At 46.3% G+C, this 22,294-nt stretch carries 12 protein-coding genes; 8 read left to right on the top strand and 4 right to left on the bottom strand.

Annotated elements, in window-relative coordinates; genetic code table 11:
• The first annotated feature begins 407 nt into the window (after nt 1-407).
• A complete protein-coding gene (locus H6571_03455; protein ID MCB9322776.1) occupies nt 408-8,684 on the top strand; it encodes a gliding motility-associated C-terminal domain-containing protein in 8,277 nt (2,758 codons plus the stop codon).
• 175 nt (nt 8,685-8,859) lie between these two features.
• Nucleotides 8,860-10,425, top strand: a complete 1,566-nt coding sequence (locus H6571_03450; protein MCB9322775.1) for a peptidase C1 — start codon at nt 8,860-8,862, stop codon at nt 10,423-10,425.
• 351 nt (nt 10,426-10,776) lie between these two features.
• On the opposite strand, the gene H6571_03445 is transcribed toward H6571_03450, so the two are convergent.
• Nucleotides 10,777-11,379 carry a PorT family protein gene (locus H6571_03445; GenBank protein ID MCB9322774.1) on the bottom strand — a complete coding sequence of 201 codons (603 nt, stop codon included), beginning with the start codon at nt 11,377-11,379 and terminating at the stop codon, nt 10,777-10,779.
• Nucleotides 11,380-11,575: 196 nt separating this feature from the next.
• Nucleotides 11,576-12,850: a replication-associated recombination protein A gene (locus H6571_03440; GenBank protein MCB9322773.1), complete on the bottom strand. Its 1,275-nt coding sequence runs from the start codon at nt 12,848-12,850 to the stop codon at nt 11,576-11,578.
• Between the two features lie 246 nt (nt 12,851-13,096).
• On the opposite strand from H6571_03440, the gene H6571_03435 reads away from it, so the two are divergent.
• Nucleotides 13,097-13,486 carry a group III truncated hemoglobin gene (locus H6571_03435; GenBank protein ID MCB9322772.1) on the top strand — a complete coding sequence of 130 codons (390 nt, stop codon included), beginning with the start codon at nt 13,097-13,099 and terminating at the stop codon, nt 13,484-13,486.
• 42 nt (nt 13,487-13,528) lie between these two features.
• On the opposite strand, the gene H6571_03430 is transcribed toward H6571_03435, so the two are convergent.
• Nucleotides 13,529-13,912, bottom strand: a complete 384-nt coding sequence (locus H6571_03430; GenBank protein ID MCB9322771.1) for a hypothetical protein — start codon at nt 13,910-13,912, stop codon at nt 13,529-13,531.
• A gap of 195 nt (nt 13,913-14,107) precedes the next feature.
• Between H6571_03430 and dusB the strand changes: the two genes are divergently transcribed.
• From dusB to H6571_03415, 3 genes are all read left to right on the top strand, one after another.
• The gene (gene dusB / locus H6571_03425; protein MCB9322770.1) at nt 14,108-15,115 is read left to right on the top strand and encodes a tRNA dihydrouridine synthase DusB; all 1,008 of its coding nucleotides are present in this window, start codon (nt 14,108-14,110) and stop codon (nt 15,113-15,115) included.
• Nucleotides 15,116-15,312: 197 nt separating this feature from the next.
• The gene (locus tag H6571_03420; GenBank protein ID MCB9322769.1) at nt 15,313-16,734 is read left to right on the top strand and encodes an HD domain-containing protein; all 1,422 of its coding nucleotides are present in this window, start codon (nt 15,313-15,315) and stop codon (nt 16,732-16,734) included.
• A 133-nt stretch (nt 16,735-16,867) separates the two neighbouring features.
• Entirely contained in the window at nt 16,868-17,359 is a 492-nt protein-coding gene (locus tag H6571_03415) for an inorganic diphosphatase (GenBank protein ID MCB9322768.1), read from the top strand.
• Nucleotides 17,360-17,372: 13 nt separating this feature from the next.
• Here the strand turns inward: H6571_03415 and H6571_03410 are convergent, their stop codons facing one another.
• A complete protein-coding gene (locus H6571_03410) occupies nt 17,373-18,338 on the bottom strand; it encodes a hypothetical protein (GenBank protein MCB9322767.1) in 966 nt (321 codons plus the stop codon).
• A 203-nt stretch (nt 18,339-18,541) separates the two neighbouring features.
• Here H6571_03410 and H6571_03405 point away from each other — a divergent pair, with 203 nt between their 5' ends.
• Together H6571_03405 and H6571_03400 are read left to right on the top strand one after the other, a co-directional pair.
• Nucleotides 18,542-19,078 carry a dCTP deaminase gene (locus H6571_03405; protein ID MCB9322766.1) on the top strand — a complete coding sequence of 179 codons (537 nt, stop codon included), beginning with the start codon at nt 18,542-18,544 and terminating at the stop codon, nt 19,076-19,078.
• 3 nt (nt 19,079-19,081) lie between these two features.
• Entirely contained in the window at nt 19,082-22,294 is a 3,213-nt protein-coding gene (locus H6571_03400) for a UvrD-helicase domain-containing protein (protein ID MCB9322765.1), read from the top strand.

Here is a 22,294-nt window from a genome sequence, read left to right as displayed (position 1 = left end):
AAGTAAATTTGTAAGATTTTCTTTTAAACCTACCCATTTCATTGCTTAGATTGTTTTTTGGTGCAATGTTGGCAAACAGTTATTTATTAAGCCAGTTCGTGGTTTATAACGATCCAAAACCTCATTATTTTGTAATGTCCTTAATTACAAGATTAAAATAACTACATACGCGCTCTATAAAATTAAAAATTACCCCTTCCCGCCATTCGAAAACTCTTTTTGACTACCATTTTAACTATCTGCCTGGAAAAGGAAGTAAAGAGTTATGGCTTATTTTTCTTTTGAATTTCGCATCCAGGTTGGTTAAAAGGTTGGCTTATATGAGTTTCGACTCAAGTTTAAAATTTATTCATGTAGAAGTAAAAGTGATTTTATTTCTACAAAATTAACATGCGCTTATATCAGTTATGAAGAAAAATTACATCCTTTTTATTGTATTTCTTTTCCTGTTCCTTTCCTTCAAATCTTTTTCACAGTCCGATTGCAGCACTGCTGAACAAATTTGTAATGATGGTCAATTGGTTTTTGATCCTTCAGGCATAGGGCCAATTGATGATTTTGCCAATCCAAATAACGATTCAGGATGTCTTTTGTCTCAGGAGGATAATTCCCAATGGTTTGAAATTACCTTTGACGCCACAATGCCACCAAACTCAGTTTTGGAATTTACGGCAACATCAGTGGGCACTCCTGTTGATACCGATTTTGCCATGTGGGGCCCCAATCCTGATTGCAGTAATTTAGGAAGTCCAATTACTTGTAATTTTTCAGCCTCCGATATTGCTGGCCTTTCTAATACGGGGTCTAATAGCGGATACCAGCCAGGATTGGTTGTTCAGCCGGGACAAACGTATTTAATTCTTATAAATGACTATAGCGGCAATGGTGGCGCAATGTCCCTGACTTTTGATGGCACCTCACCCAACCAGGCTTCTGATTATATAATTTGTGATGGATGTACGATATCCATTTCCACAGGACCTGATATTAATATTTGCCAGGGGGGAATGGCTTCCTTTTCTCCCACAGTAAATGGAAACTCCGGTGCTGAAACCTACGTATGGACAGCCAATCCTGCCAGTGCGCTCTCCTATTTAAGTGCCACCAATGTATTAAATCCGGATATCTTATTGCCAGATGGTGTTGCAGTAAATGCTACTTACACCATTACCATGACTGATGGTACTTGTGTCAGAACGGATAATATTACAGTAACCACTCTTGCCCCCCCGCAGCCAAGCGGCGGGAATCCCTCGTTCTGTTCAGGCACCGGGGTTACGTTGAGCCCCGGCAGCTGGAGTTCCTATAATTGGAGTACAAATGCCACGAGTCCTTCGATCACGGTATCCACAAGTGGAATATTCACGGTCACGGTCACGGATGGCAACGGATGTGAAGGGGTGGCGACTTATAATGTAACAGAACTTCCACCAATCAATGTAGCGATCAGTGGAGGCCCGACGTTTTGTACGGGCGGCAGCGTAGTGATCAGCGCCCCCGGAGGGTACTCGGGTTATCTCTGGAATACGAATGCCAATACGCAGTCGATCACGGTATCGACGGCGGGTACCTATACGGTCACGGTCACGGATGCGAATATGTGTACGGGAGTGGGGAGTATCGTGATCACAGAGGCCACGACATCCCCGGTAGCGATCACGCCCTCGGGAGTATTGTGCTCGGGCGGGAGCATATCGCTGGATGCGGGAGGTGGATATATGAATTACGACTGGAGTACGAATGAGACGACGCAGATGATCACGGTGAGCTCCGCCGGGACATATGGGGTCACAGTAGAAGGATCCGGGGGCTGTTTGTACGAAGGCACGATAAACGTCACGCAGGCGGCCCCTCTGGCTCCGGTGATCAGTGGGACGGCCTCCTTTTGCGCAGGGAACAGTACGACGTTATCGGTAAGTGGCGGGAGTTTCACAGGCTATACATGGTCGGATATGAGTACAGGGTCGACGCTGACGGTAAGCAGCCCAGGAACGGTATCGGTCACGGTAACGGATGCGAACGGCTGTACAGGTCAGACTTCCCTGTCGGTGACTGAAAACCCGCTTCCGACGCCGAGCGTGAGTGGGGATATGACAATATGCCCGGGGATAGCGACGACATATGATGCGGGCCCGGGTTATTCGAGTTACAGCTGGAGCGGCGGCGGCACTGGCCAGACGAATGTATATAATACGCCGGGCACCTACGGTGTAACGGTGACGAATGCGAATGGCTGTATGGGGTCGACGTCGTTTACGATCACACAGGAAGCGCCCCCGACACCGATGATAACAGGAGATCTGATGATCTGTCCGGGTCAGACCACGACGCTTGATGCAGGGGGAGGATATGTAAATTATGCATGGTCAGGCGGCGGGAGCGGCCAGACGAATAATTATAATGCTCCGGGAACTTATAGTGTAACGGTGACAGACGTGAACGGTTGTACGGGCACGGGTAGTGTTTCGGTGAGCCAAAATGCACTGCCCCAGCCCAATATAACAGGAGTTTTGTCGGTATGCCCACAGGGCAATACGAGCACGACGCTTGATGCGGGGGGCGGTTTTGTAAGTTACCAGTGGACGGGAGGGGGAACCCTTCAGACGACCACGGTAAACGGTCCGGGAAGTTATACAGTGACGGTGACGGATGGGGAAGGCTGTGCAGGAGAGCAGACGGTACAGGTAAATAATTTTGCGGTAACGTCCCCGACGATAACAGGGGACAATACCTTGTGCCCGGGTCAAAGTACCCCGCTGGATGCAGGAAGCGGGTTTTCGGGATACAATTGGTCAACGGGAGCCTCAACGCAGCAAACGACGGCGGCGGGCCTTGGGACTTATAGTGTAACAGTTACGGACAATAACGGATGTGAGACCACAGGGAGTTTTACGGCCACGGCGGCGGCGGTTCCCAATCCAGTGATCAGTGGAGATTTGAGTTTTTGTGAAGATGGATATACGACCTTAATGGCCGATGGAGGGTATATTTCCTATAATTGGGGCGGGCTGGGCTCGCCGAATGGAACAGAATATATCATCGGGGCCCCCGGCGTGGTGACGCTGGAGGTGACCAATGATGAAGGCTGTGTGGGATCAACCTTTGTTGAGGTGATCCAGCATGGGAACCCCGTTCCGACGATCAACGGGAATTCAACGATATGCCAGGGAGAGACAGGGTTCATCGATGCCGGTTCCGGATATGCGTCCTACGCATGGAATAACAGCTGGAACCAACAGGTTCTCGGGGTGAACGACCCTGGGACCTATAGCGTCACGGTAACCGATGTGAATGGTTGTATGGGAGAGGCCTCGATAGATGTAAACCTGGCCGCGTCCCTGAGTGTGACGATCAGTGGGAATACGCAGTTATGTGCCGGGGGCAGCACGACCTTAAGTGCAGGAGCGGGCTTTAATTCCTATGCGTGGTCCAATGGACTGAGCAGTACAACGATCACGGTAAATAGCCCCGGGACGTACAGCGTCACGGTAACAAATACGACAGGATGTGAAGGTCAGGCGAGTGTCACGGTAACGCAGGGCACTCCACCGGCGCCTGTGATCACGGGCGCCCTGTCGATCTGTGAAGGAGGCACCACGACGCTGAGCCTTACGGGGATTTATTCAGGATATTCCTGGACAGGCGGGAGCAGCTCTTCAAGTTATACGGCGACCTCAGCGGGAACTTATGGCGTAACGGTAACGGACGCGAACGGCTGTACGGGCAGCACTTCTGCCGATGTAACGATCCTTCCGCCTGCGCCAATCACGATAAGCGGCACGGCAGAGGTTTGTGAAGGCGGCACCACGCTACTTACGGCGGATGCGGGCTTTGCGAGTTATGAATGGTCTACCGGGGATACGGGTCAGACACTGACGGTTGATACCATAGGGATCTATAGTGTGACAGGAATTACGGCCTCGGGCTGCGAGAGTGTGAGTGAGCCTCTTGAAGTGGTCCTTCAGCCCACAGATATAGCGATAACGGGCGACACGGAATTCTGTGAAGGCAGTTCGGTGACCCTGGGGGTGACCCCGGGCTTTGACACTTATGTATGGTCGGATGGAACGATGGGAGCAACGCCTGAATTTACCCAGGCCGGCACCTATACGGTAACGGCGACGAGCGCCTCGGGCTGTACGGCTCAAAGTACGGTGACGCTGACCACCAATGCTCTTCCAACGGTAAGCATAGGAGGCAGTACGACGTATTGTCCTGGCGGAGCCGCGGAGTTATCGGCAGAGGGAGTTTTTGCAGCTTACCTATGGACAGACAACAGTACAAATCAGACCCTGACGGTGACCACGGCAGGAACCTACGGGGTCACGGTAACGGATAATAACGGATGTGAGGCAAGTGCAGGGATCATGGTGACGGAGGAGGCAGAATTAAGTCCGGTGATTACCGGGTCACTTGAATATTGTGAAGGATCGTCCACTACGCTGTCTGCCGGCAGTGGCTATGCGAGTTATAGCTGGAGTACGAGTGATGTGAGCGCCATGACGGAGGTTACGGCACCGGGTCAGGTAACGGTAATGGTGACAGATGCATATGGATGCAGCGGTCAGGCGAGTGTAGATGTGGTAGAGAACGCCAATCCTGTTTTATCGATACAGGGAGCAGATAATTTCTGTACGGGCGCCACGGCGACGGTCTTCGTGGATGATATTTATACAGGTTATGCCTGGTCGGATGCGACAACAGGCCCGACCACGGAGGTATCGACGGCGGGGATGATCAGTGTTTCGGTCACGGATGTCAACGGCTGTGTCGGCAGTGCTGATATGACAGTAACGGAAAATACGTTACCGGTACCTTCGATCACGGGAACGCTGAGTTACTGTCCGGGCACGACGACGATGCTGGAAGGCGAGACGGGATATGTATCCTACAGCTGGACAGGCGGGGAGACAAGCACCACCCTTGAGGTAGGTGCGGAGGGCATTTATGAACTGACGGTAGAAGATGACAATGGCTGCGTGGGCAGTAATATGGTCACGGTGAGTGAATATATAACGGAAGATCCACAGATCACCGGGGTGACGGATTTTTGTCCGGGTACGACCACCACACTGGAGGTGAGCAATGCTTTTGCGGCTTATGTTTGGTCAACCGGCGCCCTGAGCCCACAGATCGAAGCCGATGCCGCGACGACCTACAGCGTGGTGGTCACGGATAACAACGGTTGTGAAACGACCTCAGATATATTGACGACCATTTATACGGTAACGGATCCGGTAATCACCGGGGACACTGAATTTTGCAGCGGGGCAGATGTGTCGCTGGATGCCGGGCCGGGATATGTAACCTACAACTGGTCGGGCACAGAAGCGACGCAGCAGATCACGGTGAGCAGTGGCGGGAATTACGATGTAACGGTAACGGATGGTAATGGTTGTGAGACGACGGGCAGTTATGCGGTTACGGAGAATGCACTGCCGGTGGTGGTGATAGGAGGCTCGACGAGTTACTGCATTGGCGGTTTCACAACGCTTGATGCGGGCGTATATGCGAATTACCTTTGGTCAGACGGAAGTACTACGGCGACGATCAATGTGAGCAGCGCGGAGGCATTCTCGGTGACGGTCACGGATGATAACGGATGCGTAGGGGAAAACAGTGTGATGATAACGGAAGATACAGAACTGAGTCCTGTGATCTCAGGTCCGCTGGCCTATTGTGAAACGACGACGACGACCTTAAATGCGGGCAGCGGGTTTGCGACCTATCAGTGGAGCGATACCAGTACGGGGCAGACCTTACAGGTGAGCAGCCCGGGGACGTACAGTGTGACGGTCACGGATTCAGGAGGCTGCATAGGAGAGACGTCTGTGGATGTGACAGAAAACGCGCTTCCCATCCCACAGATCACGGGCGTGCTGGATTACTGCGCCGGTTCAGCAACGATGCTGGATGCGGGAGCAGGTTATACGGCTTATAACTGGTCGACGGGAGCAGGCTCCCAGCAATTGACGGTCTCCTCACCGGGTCAGTATAGCGTAGCGGTGACCAGCGCCGAGGGATGTGTAGATTCTACAATGGTGGAAGTCATTGAAAATCCATTGCCAACCCCCCAAATCACGGGGGGACTGGAATATTGTTCGGGAGCAGGGACGATGCTTGATGCGGGCGCCGGATTTGCGAGCTATAGCTGGTCCACGGGAGCCGTGAGCCAGGACCTTTCGGTGAGTAGCCCCGGAAACTACAGTGTAGTGGTGAGCAACGGCTTTGGCTGTATAGATTCTACCAGTGTAGCGGTGACAGAAAACCCGCTTCCGAGTCCACAGATATCAGGAAACCTGGATTATTGTTCGGGCTTTTCGACGATGCTTGATGCGGGCGCCGGTTTTACCAATTATACCTGGTCTACGGGGTCAAACAGTCAGGAGGTGGAAGTGAACAGTCCGGGGAGTTACAGTGTAGCGGTGAGCAACGGTTTTGGATGTGTGGATTCCACCACGGTCGTGGTCACGGAAAACGCACTGCCCGTTCCCCAGATCACGGGCGTGCTGGATTACTGTGCCGGATCGGGAACGACGCTTGATGCGGGCGTGGGTTTTACTAGTTATAGCTGGTCGACGGGAGCAGGGAGCCAGAATCTGGTAGTCAGCAGTCCGGGGAGTTACAGCGTAGCGGTGAGCAACAGCTTTGGATGTGTGGACTCCACCACAGTAATGGTGACAGAAAATCCGCTACCGGTATTTGCGATAAGCGGGACGACGTATTACTGTGAAGGCAGTTCGACGATGCTGGAAGTAACCGGCACGTTCACAGGTTTTGAATGGACGGACAATACAAGCAGCTCAACCATAATGGTGACGAGCCCCGGGTTAATGGGGGTCACGGTAACGAATGAATACAACTGTGCGGCCTACGAAGAGGTTTTGGTGGAAGAGATCGCGCTGCCGGTATCGGCCGCAGGAGTGGACCAGGACCTTGATTGTGAGGTGTTAACGACAGTCCTGGGCAGTGACCTGACGAGCGCAGGACCGGCATACACCTATGTGTGGACGGGCCCGGGGATCAATGCCGCCAATGAGAATATGCTTCATCCTGAGGTGGATATGGAAGGCCAGTACAGCCTGGTGGTAACGGATACGGTACATCAGTGTGTCTCGGAAGTATCGATGATCGGGGTGGAAGACCTGGCGTATGTGCCGCTGGTGAGCCTTGAGGTAAACGATGAGCTGGATTGTATAACGGAGATGGTGTTGATAGACGGCAGTGGATCGCAGTCAGGGCCTGATATTTTATACAGCTGGAAGGATGGTCTGGGGAACACGATAGCCGAGGGTTCGGAGCCAATGATAGAAGTCTCCCAGGCAGATATCTATTCGATGGAGGTGATGGATATGGCCACGGGATGTCATAATATGGACAGCGTTGAGGTGAGTCAGAATATAGATCAGCCCCTGGCGGTAGCGGGGGATCCGGGTCACCTGGACTGTAATGTATTGAGTTATACGCTGGACGGAACGGCCTCGGAGACAGGGCCGAACATCAGTTACAGCTGGACGACGGCGCAGGGATTGATCAGTTCGGGAGGCAATACGGCGACACCGGCGGTGACGCAGCCGGGCTTGTATGTGCTGACGGTGCTGAATACGGAGAATGGTTGCGAGGATACGGATGAAGTGATGGTGACGCAGGATATCGCGGCGCCGATAGCGAATGCCGGTGCCGACCAGGAGATCGATTGTCACAGTGAATCGGTGACGATCAATGCCAGCGGAACGAGTACGGGCAGCAATATAGTGTTCACCTGGAGTTATGGAGGCAGCCCGATAGGGGAGAACAGCCTGATCTTTGAAGTATCGGCCCCAGGAGTTTATACACTGAATGTAGAGAATGAAGATAACGGCTGTAGCGCCCAGAGCCAGGTGTTGGTGACCCTTGATGCCGCAGCCCCGACGGGCATACTGGCAGAGTTTGATAGCCCGACGTGTTTTGGTGATGCCGACGGGAGCATAGTGATCTCGGGTGTTATGGGAGGATCTTCACCGTATTTATACAGTATCAACGGTAGTCCGTTTACGGCATCGCCGAGTTATCAGGGATTGACTGGAGGCGTTTACAACCTTGTAGTTCAGGATGTGGCAGGCTGTGAATATGAACAGGAACTGCTGCTGGAGGATGGCAATGACCTTCAACTGGATCTCGGGGAGGATATTTATATCAACCTGGGAGATGATGCGGCGGTGGATGCGATCCTGAATGTAGATCCGGCGGAGTTGATGAGTATAGTATGGGAAGCTCCGGGCGTGGTTGACTGCGGGGATTGTCTGTCCTTTACGGTGCAGCCGCTGACGACGACGAATTACAGCATAACGATCACTGATGATAACGGTTGTGCGCAGACGGAAGAAATCACGATCTTTGTGAACCGCCCGCACGAGGTATTTATCCCCAATGTATTCTCTCCGAACGGAGACGGGAACAATGATATTCTCACCATACTGGGTGGAAAAGATATTGAAAAAATCCATTCGTTTTTGATCTTTAACCGTTGGGGAGAGAATGTATTTGAAGTGTATGATTTTCCACCAAATGATTCAGGGTTTGGATGGAATGGTTATGACAGGGGTAAGGTGTACAATGCCCAGGTGTTTACATATTTTGCCGAGGTTGAATTTATTGATGGGGAAGTCGTATTATTCCAGGGCGATGTGACTTTAATGAGATAAACGCCGTCGAATATTGCAAATACTACCCTTAATTTATTGGGGTGAAAAGAATTAGGCGTTACCTTTGATTAATAATTGAAGGTTGGGTAGGAAGATCAAAATATACTTGATCTTCCTCCTGTCATTTTTTTGAAAAGGAAGGCCATGTCTTCACTCATTTAATAAAAATTATTTTATGCCAATCAGAATGGAAAAGGATCCCCAACAAGACAAAGGGGGACAACAGCCTAGAAACCCGGGGAGCCAAAATACAGGTGGTGGAAGTATGCTCACTAAAATACTTCCCTTTCTTTTAATGTTTTTATTTAAACGGCCTAAATTGCTCATTCCGGTTTTGATCATAGGGGGAGCCTGGTATTTCTTTTTTGGAGGATCTCAAATGTTTAGTAGCGGAAACGATGAAAATATCGGCTTTGATGAAAGTATGTTTTCTTTAGGCGCCAATTTTGACCAGGAAAAATATGATAAAACAGAAGTTTTCGCCCCGCTGGCAGCTGGTTCTTGGAATGGCATGCCTTCCAAAGTTTCACTTGAGGCCTATGCTCCAAAGCGGGGCCAGCAAGGTAGACAAGGATCTTGCGTGGGTTGGGCAAGTGCCTATAGCGCCAGAACAATCCTTCATGCAAAAGCCACAGGTAAAGATCCTAACAGTGTAGCATTTAGCCCGGCTTACCTCTATAACCAGATTGCATTGGATGGTTGTCAGGGGGCTTATATGCTTGATGCTATGAAAACCATGTATGATAATGGTGGCCTCCCGTTTAATGAGTTTCGTTATGATGAATCTACTTGCCGAAATTATCCTCAAAACAGAGACATAGCCAAGGGGCGTCAATTTAAGATCAAAGGGTATAATCGCCTTACTCTTGATGCGGATCAATACACTCCTGATATTTTGGCTATCAAACAAAATATTGCACAAGGGGCTCCTGTTGTTATCGGTATGCAGGTGGGAGGAACCTTCATGAGCAGAATGGTTGGACAAAAAGTCTGGCGACCCACGCAAAGTGATTATACCCAAAGAGGATTCAGCGGTCACGCGATGTCGGTTATCGGTTATGATGACAATCTTGAAGGGGGAGCCTTTCAGCTCATGAACAGTTGGGGTGAAAAATGGGGCGATCGTGGATTCGGATGGGTCAGGTATCGTGATTTCGAAACCTTCGTTAAGGAGGCTTATGGACTATACCCAATGGGAAGTTCCGAGAAATTTGATGATAAAAAACTAGATGTGAAGTTTGGGTTACTCGATCTGAAAACAGAAAAAACCATCACACTGGAACGCCAGGGCGACATGACCTTTAAGACGGTTCGCCCTATTAGTAAAGGAGATAAGTTTAAAGTTTTGGTCGCCAATTCCATTGAGTGTTATATTTATGTTTTTGGGCAGGAAACGGATGGTTCCAGTTATGTTTTGTTTCCCTATACGGAAAAACATTCCGCATACTGTGGAATAACAGGCACCCGATTGTTTCCACGTGATTATTCTATGGTAGCCGATCAAAAAGGAAGTACCGATTATATGGCTGTTGTGGTGAGCAAAAAAGAATTGGACTTTAAAAAGCTAAATACGGCTATTAATAACAGCAGACAATCCAGTTATGCCTCAAAACTAAAGGAAGTCCTGGGGAGCCAGCAGATTAATAATGTCAGCTTTAAAGCGGGAGAGACGGTCTCTTTTACCGCTGATGCTGGAGAAAAGAATGTTGTGGGGATGGTTTTAGCATTAGATAAGCGCTAAACCAAAAGGACAATAAACATGAGTCATCCCGAATTTTCAAAAACTGTCTGAAATAGAAATTTTTTGATTATTTGAAGTATTTTTTAAATGTAAAACCTGCCTGCAGACGCAGGAAGGCAGGTGTAAAAGTGAGTGGGCAAAAGGTTTGGGTTTTGGAAAAAAGTCATTTTTTGTCGCAAAACACCTAACCCACGACCCAAACACTTCTAAATTTTGCGGTTACTTGTTTTAAACCTTGCCTGCTGCCGCGACGGAAGGCAGGTTTTGCGGTTTATCTCTTTTGTAAAAGAAAAATCCCGAATTTTATCTGATTAGATGAAATTCGGGATGACTCACGTTTATAAACCAAATTTAGAATTTGATACCTGCCGTTAGGGCGAACATATTGTTTTTGCCTTCAAGATTTTTAAAGAAATCGGTTCGGCTCTTTTCCCAGGTCAGGTCAAGAGTCAGGAAAAAAATATCTACTCCTACACCCAGGTTGGTGGCAAATCCCATCCGGTTAAGGGGCTCGGTTCCAATATTGGTACCGTTTGGCGTTTTGATGTTTAAAACATAACTAGGTGTAATACCTGCCTGTGCTCTTACCCCGATGAGGGGTATTTTCAAACCCGCATTTATGGGCATCTTGAGGCTTTGAATAGTGGTTTCATCCCCAATCCGGAAACCGCCTTCCAGCTCATCTCTGGTCACATTTCTCATGGTAAAGCTTGAATAGTGTAAGCCTGGGCTGAGGTAAAGGAATTTTCCAAAACGAGCATCCACTCCGGCTTGCCATCCTACCTTGGCGCGATCTTCAAATTCATTATAGTTGTCCCAATTGACATCAAAGCGGGAAACATTGAATCCAACTTTTGGAATTATTTTTACTTTTGATTCGGATTGAGCATTGATCTGAAAACCTGAAATCATAATGCTGAGTAAAAGAACTAAAATTTTTGCTGACTGTTTCATCTTATTATGGTTTTAGTACAAATGATTATTTTGCTGTAAAACGGTTTGAAAGATGGAAATAATGTGAAGATTATCACAAAAGGTTGTTAAAGTTTGTTATCAAAAAAAAGACAATATCGGGCAAAGCAGGTTTTGTGATCGCTTTTGACTCTTTTGAATTGGTTGGTTTTTATAAAATGGACCATTGAAAATAAATTCAATATCCATATTTGTTTTTCCAAAATTGTTTAAGTCGCTGTCTTATACTTTCTTCAGGCGGATTGGCCTGAGGGTGGAAGAGGGGAGTGCCTTTTATCGATTCGGGCAGAAATTCTTCATTGACGAAATTGCCGGGATGGTCATGAGCATACTGATACCCCTTCCCGTAGTCCAGGTCTTTCATCAGTTTTGTGGGGGCATTCCTTAAATGTAACGGTACAGGAAGGTTGCCAGTCTTCTGAACCAGCGCCTGGGCTTCATTGATGGCCAGGTAAGCAGAATTGCTTTTAGGAGAAGTAGCCAGGTAAATGGTTGCCTGTGACAAGATGATTCGGGATTCTGGATAACCGATCATCTGCACCGATTCAAAGGCCGTTTTGGCCATCAACAAGGCATTGGGGTTGGCTAAACCGATATCTTCAGAAGCAGAGATTAGCAACCTTCTGGCAATGAATTTCAGGTCTTCACCTCCTTCGATCATCCGCGCCAGCCAATAAACAGCTCCGTTAGGATCACTTCCCCGAATGGATTTGATCAGTGCTGAGGCGATATCGTAATGTTGCTCTCCTCCTTTATCATAAAGTGCTATGTTTTGTTGGATATTGGTGGTAACACTTTCATTGGTCACTTCAAAAGGTTCATCTGACCCGGCATAGTTGGTCACCAACTCAAGTACATTATATAGTTTCCTGACATCCCCACCCGAAAATTGCAGCAAGGCTTCGTATTCTTTAACAATGACCTTTTTTTTCTTTAAAAATTCATCCTCAATGAGGGCCTTGTCGACAAGGGATTTGAGTTGTTCCTTTTTTAGATGCTCCAGAACATAAACCTGGGATCGGGACAATAAGGCGGAAATGACTTCAAATGAAGGATTTTCTGTGGTAGCTCCAATAAGGGTTACCACTCCTTGTTCAACGGCACCCAAAAGGGAATCCTGTTGGGACTTGCTGAAACGATGGATCTCATCGATGAACAGAATGGGGTTGGGGGCATCGAAAAATCGTTGGCTTTTGGCCCTGGTGATTACATCACGTACATCTTTTACCCCGGAATTGATAGCACTCAGGCTATGAAAAGGCCTTTCCAGCGTATTGGCTACAATTTTAGCCAATGTCGTTTTGCCTACACCCGGCGGGCCCCATAAAATAAATGAAGGAAGTTTTCCCGATTCAATCGCTTTACGTAATACAGCTCCTTTGCCGACCAGGTGTTCCTGTCCGACATAATCATCTAATGTTTTCGGCCGCATGCGTTCTGCTAATGGTTGCATAGGACAAAGGTAGGAAATGTAAAATGTAAAATGATAAATGTAAAATGTAAAAGTGAACCGAAAACTTTGTGAAAGGGATTTTGGGGGAGTAGGGCAAAGGCTCAAGTGAGAAGGTCTAAATGTATTTTAATGTTATTTTTTACTCAGTTAAAAATTTCTTTCTAATTATTTTTCATTTTATACCTCACTCACCCAAAAAATGGAGTAAAATGGTACATTTGACAGACAAAATCAGGCATTCTAATAATGGAAAAAACAGATATACAAACCAGGGCAGATATCGACCGACTCATGCGCTATTTTTACGATAAATTATTGGACGATCCGGTAATGGTACCGATTTTTGAGAAAGTGATCAAAAAGGGGCTGGATCATCATTTTGACATACTGGTCGATTTTTGGGATAATATTTTATTTTTTACAGGAGCCTATAAGAACAATGCGATGTTAAAACACATTGAATTAAACGATTGGTATCCTCTAATGAAGATACATTTTGAAAAATGGTTGACACATTTCTCCAATAGCGTGGATGAATGTTTTGAGGGAGAAAAAGCAACGCTTGCCAAAAGCAGAGCTCTGCAAATCGCAACACTTATGGAAATGAAGATACTTGGAAATTCATTAACTTTCTGACAATACTAACGCTAGAACTTGTTTGAAAATTTAATGATGTGCTTAATTCGAAGCAACTCTCACCATTTTCATGATCCTTTCTGTCTCGTTTTCTGACATTTTTAATTCAAAGGAATCTCTTGTCAAGGATGAGATCAATACAGCTTTTTCGCCAGCACCCGGCTTGAGCGTGTCCATGGTGTAGAGATGATGTGCCTTGATGTGCCACTGACCAGCCTCATGATAATTGAGCGTTCCCTGGTATTTATAGGTTCCGTCTTTCATGATATCCAACCGGATGAGGGGGTAATCTACTTCGAGAGGTAGCCCGGCTTCTGTAACGGACACCGCTTCCCAGCTGCCAATTAAATCACTGCTGGATAAATCACTACAACCGGAATACACGAGAACCGTGAAAAATATCAAAATAATTTTTAAATACTTCATGGAGTAATTTTTATGTTTTAAACGTAAGAAAGAACAAGTTAACGTGTTGAAATACAACACTTTTTTAATAAAATGGCACTTTTTTAGATTAATAAAATCCTTTGGTAACTGGTGGAGTCGCGAAAATAACCAATGCTTTGAAAAAAACAACTTCAATCCATTGTTAAAATTTACCCCGGCGGTTATCTTTGCACCATGATTAAAATCGGAAATGTAGAATTGGGAGAATTCCCGCTTTTGCTGGCCCCCATGGAAGATGTCAGCGATCCTCCTTTTCGTGCTTTGTGTAAGGAGCAGGGGTGTGATATGATGTATACCGAATTTATTAGTGTGGAAGGTCTGATAAGGGATGCGGAGAAAAGCCTCCAGAAACTCGATATCTATGATGAAGAGCGCCCGATCGGGATCCAGATCTTTGGGGCTAAACTGGATTCGATGCGACAGGCTGCTGAGATGGTGGAAGCGGCAAACCCCGAAGTCCTCGATATTAATTATGGCTGCCCGGTTAAGAACGTTGTGAACAAAATGGCCGGTGCCGGTATTTTGCAGGATATAGACAGGATGGTTGAACTGACAGACGCCATAGTGAAGTCGACTAAATTGCCGGTTACCGTAAAAACAAGGTTGGGTTGGGACGATAATTCCAAATATATTGAAGAGGTCACCGAGCGCCTTCAGGATGTAGGGATCAAAGCCATCAGTATTCATGGCCGTACCCGCAAACAAATGTATAAGGGCCAGGCAGACTGGAGCCTGATCGCCAAGGTGAAGGAAAACCCAAGAATAAATATTCCTGTCTTTGGCAATGGTGATATTGACAGCCCTCAAAAAGCGCTGGAATACCGCAATCGTTTTGGTGTTGACGGCCTGATGATAGGTAGGGCTAGTATTGGTTATCCATGGATTTTCCGGGAAATCAAACATTATTTTAAAACGGGAGAGTTAATGGACCCCCCAACCATTGAAGAAAGGGTAACTGCAGCTAAGAAACATTTGATGCATTCCATCCAGTGGAAAGGTCCGAAATTGGGAATCCTGGAAATGCGTCGCCATTATACCAATTATTTCCGTTCTTTGCCAAATATTAAACATTACCGGCAGGCCCTGGTGACCCATGAAGAACCGGAGTTATTATTTGAAATTTTAGATCAGATAGCACAGGTATATGCCGGGTATGAATTTGGAGATAAAATAAACCAGTGAAATGCGGACCGTTCTTTGTGCTTTTAAAAAAAAGCTAATACACTAAGATTAATTAACCCAATTCAGCATGGTGACAAAATGAATTGGCTGAAATTTTCAGGCGAAGGAAAGTGGGTAGGATAGACCTGCTCCTCTGCCTTTTGGAAATAGGTTTTGATTTAAATTGTCCATGCAATTGCCACACCAAATATTGATACGTGATTTTTGAAATAAAAAAAGACGAAAAAGTAGTTTTTGACCTGGTCAGCCAAAACGCCAGAGAACTGGGGTATCCTGCTTACGTAGTAGGGGGGTATGTTCGTGACCGGCTGCTGGGACGACCTTCAAAAGACCTTGATATCGTCTGTGTGGGAAACGGAATAAGATTGGCTCAAGCCGTAGCTACCTGTCTTAGACCTGTTCCCCGGGTCACGGTGTATCAACGATTTGGTACAGCTATGCTGATGTATAGAGGAATGGAAATAGAATTTGTAGGTGCCAGGAAAGAATCCTATCGCGAGGACTCACGCAAGCCTGCTGTAGAGGAAGGATCTTTGGCAGACGATCAAAACAGACGCGATTTTACCATCAATGCCTTGGCAGTAAGCCTGAATGAAGAGGATTTTGGTGCGATCATTGATTCTTTTGGCGGACTGAAACACCTTGAAGAGAAAATAATAAAAACACCGCTTGAACCCGGGCGTACCTTTTCAGATGATCCCTTGCGTATGATGCGTGCAGTACGGTTTTCCAACCAGCTGGATTTTGAAATAGAAGCTGAAACCCTTAAAGCCCTTTCTGTTTATCGTAACAGGATCAATATTGTATCCAAGGAAAGGATCATCACGGAACTCAATAAAATTATCCTGTCAGATGTCCCTTCCAAAGGATTCAAAATTTTATTTGATTCCGGCTTATTGAAACTTATTTTCCCGGAGATGGTGGCTTTGCACGGGGTCGAAACAAAGAATGGCATCAGTCATAAAGATAATTTTTATCATACGCTGGAGGTTTTGGATAATCTCAGCAAAAACACTAAAAACCTTTGGTTGAGGTGGGCCGCTATTTTGCATGATATTGCCAAGCCTGCAACGAAGCGCTTTCAGCCAAAAGTCGGCTGGACCTTTCACGGGCATGAAGCCCTTGGCGCAACAATGGTACCTCGCATTTTTAAAAAAATGTGCCTGCCCCTGGATCATAAAATGAAATATGTACAAAAATTGGTCCGGCTTCATTTGCGCCCCATTAGTTTGACCAAGGAAAATATTACCGATTCAGCTATCCGCAGGTTACTCTACGATGCGGGGGAGGAGATTGATGATCTGATGTTATTATGCCAGGCTGATATTACCTCAAAAAATGAACAAAAAGTAAAGCGTTTTTTGAGTAATTATGAATTGGTTCGTGAACGACTGATTGAAGTAGAAGAAAAAGACCATATCAGGAGCTGGCAGCCTCCCATCTCAGGGGAAATTATCATGGAGACCTTTGGTATATCCCCTTCAAGACCTGTGGGAGAAATTAAAAACGCCATAAGAGAAGCCATACTCGATGGCGAAATCGAAAATGAATACCAGGCGGCGTATGATTTTATGATCGAAAAAGGAAAAAGTATTGGGCTTAAAGTGAAACAACAATAATTTATTTATGAAAATACGACCTCTGCTTATCTCCTGTGTTTTGGGCTTGTTTTTGGTTTCGTGTAAAGAGGTTAACATTGTTAAGCCTGATTATGCTAAACTTCCCGCAATCAATGAAAATGGAACGCTGAATATGGTGGTGGAAATTCCTGCGGGAACCAACCATAAATACGAATATGATTATGGCGCGAAGGAATTCAGGATAGAAACCATCAACGGGAATGAGCGAGTGGTCGACTTTTTACCTTACCCCGGAAATTACGGTTTTATCCCTTCCACCCTGATGGACAAAGACAGGGGAGGGGACGGAGATGCTTTGGATATTTTACTCATCTCTGAAAGTTTACCCACAGGAAGTGTCGCTGAAGTCATCCCGATCGGGGCCATTCTTTTGCTGGATAACGGGGAGATTGATACCAAGATAGTAGCCGTTCCGCTGGATACCCTCCAAAACGTGATCGACGCCCGAAGTTACCAGGTCTTTTTTATCGAGTACGATGCGGCAAAAAGAATCATTGAGGAATGGTTTACCCATTACAAAGGAAACCGCCAGGTCGAACTCATTGGTTGGCGGGACGATAGCTTTGCCTGGCGGGAAGTCGAAAAATGGCAGGTTGCCCAATAATAATGATCCATTATTAGGGGCGGTTCTTATTTCGCCCGAACAAATCCTTTTTCTTTTCTCCTTCTTTGTGATCCAGTACAGGGTGAGGGACTGGTGGTTCATCCATTATTACATGGAATACCTTATCTACATGTACCCAAAATCCGTCTTTCAGTTCAAATCCCTGGTAAGTACCATCCGGAATTTTTGTCGGCCCTTCACCATACTGACCTGTAACCATGGTAAGATTGTCGAAAATGATCATTTCCCGAATGACGTCATAATTGACCGTTACACTTGATTCGGGAGAGTATTCTACCAAAAATCGTTTTTTTACTTTGACCGGTTCTGTATCATCGTCGTATTTAAAAACGGGTGCTCCAAAAACGGGTTGCCCTCCTTTAAAGGTAAGCACATCGATGAGTTTCCGTTTATGAAAAAATTCGTACCCGTCAAATCCGAATAAAAGGTAGTATTTCCCATTCCGGCTGTCGGTTTCGATTATTTTGTAATAAAGCGCACCGTACCACTTGTCGGCCGTCAGTTCAAATTGTTCTATATTGGCACTTTCAATATCCCCGCTGCGATCTATTAATGGAAAAAGAGTAAGTTCCGGTGTGTTCATCTGTATGGCTCCGAAGTACCTGTAATGGTTTTCATCCATATAAAGCTGCCAGGTGAAAATTCTGAAACTGCTGTCCTGAGGATATTGAATGGAAACAGTTTTTACCCTTTCGAAAGGGTAATTAAAGGAATTTTCATGTTTCAAGGCCTCCTTAAGCGTAAGGATCATCTTTTTACAGGCCGCATAACGGTTGGATTGCAGGGAGTCATTAACAATGGCATAACCCATTATTGCAATAGTATCTTCATAAGTATGTATTTCCTCCCTGTCTGCCGCCTGTAATGGTCCGGCCGTTTGACCTTTCAGCCCGAAAACCACCAGAAGTGCCAGTAAAATTCCAAAATATTTAGTGGTTACCATTTTTCTTTTATTCATGTTTTCCTTTTGTGTTGCATAACTCAACGATCCTTAAACGGTAATATGGAAAATGGTATTGTTTTTAGAATCAAATGTTATCTTTGGCGGAGAAAATTTAACAGAACTTAAACCGTCGGGGCCTGATCTTTGCGTAAAGGCATTTTGTAAAACAAACGAAAAGCCGCGGCCTCGATATTCAAAAAAACAATCAGCAAAAATATATGATTCTTAGCGATGTGAAAATTATGGAAGGCATTGAGAACGGAGAAATTGTGATCGAGCCTTTTGATCCTTCCTGTTTGGGAACCAATTCCTACGATGTACATTTAGGGAAATCACTGGCTCTTTATAAAGACCATATTCTCGATGCGAAGAAGCATAATGAGATCGTTCATTTTGACATTCCGGAGGAGGGATTTGTTTTACATCCCAACACACTTTACCTGGGCGTAACGGAGGAATATACAGAAACCCATAATTCAGTTCCATTCCTGGAAGGAAAATCCAGTGTCGGGAGATTGGGCATTGATATTCATGCCACGGCAGGAAAAGGCGATGTTGGCTTTTGCAATACCTGGACGCTTGAAATTTCCTGTACTCATCCCGTCCGTGTATATGCCGGCATGCCCATTGGTCAGCTCATTTATTTCCTGGTGGAAGGAGAAATTAAGAATTATTACAACAAAAAGAAGGGGGCAAAATACAATACCCGTACCATAAGACCTGTGGAAAGCATGATGTGGAAGAATAAGTTTTAAATCATGAATCTAAAAATAATATCAGCTGGTGCCGGGAGTGGGAAAACGTACCGACTTACCCGTGAATTGGTCAAATTACTCGGAGAGGGTATGTCTGCCAGTGGTATTATAGCCACTACTTTCACGAAAAAAGCTGCTGCCGAGTTGCAGGAACGGGTTCGGGTAAGCTTGTTGGAAGAAGGATTTAGTGCCCAGGCTGACGAACTTACCAATGCGCTTATTGGAACGGTGCACAGTCTTGGGGTAAAGTTATTGAGGCGGTTCGCCTTTGAAGCGGGAGTTTCTCCGGAAGTGAGCATTATTGCCGAAGAGGATGAACACCTGATGTTTAACCAATCCCTTGCCACCGTACTGACCAGCCATCGGGTTGAAATGATGGATGAATTGTCGGGTAAACTGGGGTTGAACAAACGAGATTTTTTTGACTGGCGGAAAAGGGTGCATCAAATTACGGCTTTGGCACGAGCCAATGATTTTTCTATTGAAGTCCTTGAACGGAGTAAAAACCGCTCTTTTGAAACTTATGAAAAATTTCTAAACCCGGTATCTGATAAAGAAGCTCCCTGGTTCAATACGAAATTGGCTGAAATGTTGGAAACCACCCTTTCCGCACTTGAAGCCAATGAGGATTCCACCAAAAAGACCGCCGGAGTGGTGGACGATCTGAAATTAATGGCGAGAGAATTAGGCCTGCGCGGTTTTTTATACTGGCACCAGTGGGCTAAAATTTCCAAAACCGACGTGGGCGCCAAAAGCAGGGAAGATGTAGCCCCTTTGCGGGAGTTTGCCGAGACCCATGATGCCCACCCGGATTTTCATAAAGATATTAAAGCGTACATCGATCTGTTGTTTACCATCGCTATTGAAGCGATGAGCGAATACAGTGCTTATAAAAACAAAAGAGGCCTTATCGATTATACGGATATGGAAGCCTCTGTGAATAAATTGCTGGACAACGAACAGGTAAAAGCTGTTTTGAAGAAAGAATTGAGCCTGCTGATGGTGGATGAATTCCAGGATACCAGCCCTATCCAGCTATCTATTTTTATCAAGCTGGCCCGGTTGGCCGAAATATCTATCTGGGTAGGAGATCCCAAACAATCTATTTATGGCTTCAGAGGGGCAGAACCACGGCTGATGGAAGCAATCGTTAATCAAAGTGGGGGCGTCAAACCTGAGGATATCCAAAAATTTTCATGGCGTTCCAGGGAAGATGCCGTATTCGCTTCAAATGCTATTTTTACCAAGGCTTTTGCCAATATGCCGGCAGAACAGGTGGCACTAATCCCGAAACGGAGGATCAAGGCAACACCTGAAAGTGCGAACAACCAGGATGAACCTATAGAAATGGGAAATGCCCTGATCCATTGGCATTTTAAGGCCGAGGGAGATGGCAGACAGCCGGGAAAACCCTGGATGGAACATTGTCTTGCCAGAAGCCTTTCAGAATGGCTTGATAAAGGGGTTTATATTCTTCCCAAAGGATCGGACCAGTGCAGGAAGGCTGTTCCGGGAGATGTGGCTATTTTGTGTCGCTCCAATGCAGGTTGCCAGGTCATGGCAGAGGCGCTGAGCGATGCGGGATTAAGGGTCGCCATTGCCCGCAGTGGTTTGTTGAATACGGCAGAGGCTAAACTTATCCTGGCCTGTTTGAAATACCTGCTCAACCCGAAGGATTCCTTATCGGTTGCCGAAATTTTATTGCTTGCTGCCAATGTGCCTGTGGAAGAAATCATTGAAAACAGGCTTGATTGGCTGGAAAAGAAACAACAGGATACTCATTTTAATCATTGGGTTGCGGATCAGGATTATATTAAAAAACTGGATGAACTCCGCCTGGAAACCTCAGAGTTGTCCAGTGCTGAAATCCTGAATTATGTGCTGGAAGAACTGGATTTAAGGAGGATCATTATTTCCTGGGGGCAGGGAGGTCAGCGTATGGAAAATGTGGAAACGCTCAGGAAGTTTGCCCTGGACTATGAGGAGGCCTGCAATAGATTGCATAGTGCTGCTTCGTTGGGCGGATTTTATCTCTGGCTCGATAACCTGGAGCGGAACAGTAAGGACCTCCAGGGGGCTGGAACGGGTCCCGATGCCGTGAACGTGCTGACTTATCATAAAAGCAAGGGGCTTGAATGGCCTATCGTGATTTGCCATAACCTCGATGATTCATTAAGGTCAGATGTATGGGGGCTTGATATCATTCCGGAAAATGAATCGGTTGATCTTCAGGATGTTTTGGGAAACAGATGGCTCAGGTTTTGGGAAAATCCCTACGGTGACCAGTTTAGGAATACAGCATTGGATAAGCGGATCAATGAAAGTGAAGCCAAGGCCCAAAAATTACAACAGGCACTTCAGGAAGAAGCGCGATTGCTCTACGTGGCCATTACCCGTGCGAGGGATTATATCATTTTCCCATCCAATGCTTACCCGACAAAGTGGCTGAACAGGGTCTGGCATAACGGAAGAGAAGATTATCCGGTATTGGATCCGGAAAGCAACGAAAGTCCCTGGGAGTGGGATAACCGCTTCCTCAATGTGGACACCACCATTTTTGAAATGCCCCGGACTTTTGAGCCAGGGAGCACCGCCCAGGAAAATGATCCGGTTTATTTTGACAAAAACAAAGGCAAAGAACCTTTTTTGCCCTATAAGGTGGATCTGAATGAACTGGAGAGCAAGGGAAGCGTATTGGCTATCCATCATTATGAAAAACCTTTTCTGAATGACGAAGCCCTTTCTACACAGGATATCGGCCAGGTGGTTTCTGCGTTTTTTGTAGGGGATTTAAATCCAATGGAGGATCCGGAACGGTTGGAAATGGCGGAACGCCTATTGGACAATTTTGATCTAGCGGCAGATATGGAGCCTTCCTCCATAATGGAACGATCTGCAGCTTTCCAAAAATACCTGGAACAAAAATTTGCCCCGGTTCAATTATTGGCACATTATCCCATACGGCATTTTATCCACAAGCAATTATACGCAACAGAGATCGACTTTGTTGTAGAAACCGAAGACGGTTTTGTGGTCATAAAGAATGATTTTTTGTCGGGAGAGGAAAAGTTGCTTAAAAAAAGAGCATTGGCCCTTTCCGCCGAACTTGGCCTTTGCAAAGAGGCCTTGAAATCCCTCAAAGGAGCTGTCCGGATTCGCACACTGGTTCATTTCATTCTCGATGGAATTCTCGTAGAGGTGGATCATCCGGTTTAA

It is taken from the genome of Lewinellaceae bacterium (assembly GCA_020636105.1).
Classification (GTDB): domain Bacteria; phylum Bacteroidota; class Bacteroidia; order Chitinophagales; family Saprospiraceae; genus BCD1.
The sequence above is the reverse complement of the archived record's forward strand: the minus strand, read 5'-3'. Positions and strand labels throughout refer to the sequence as shown.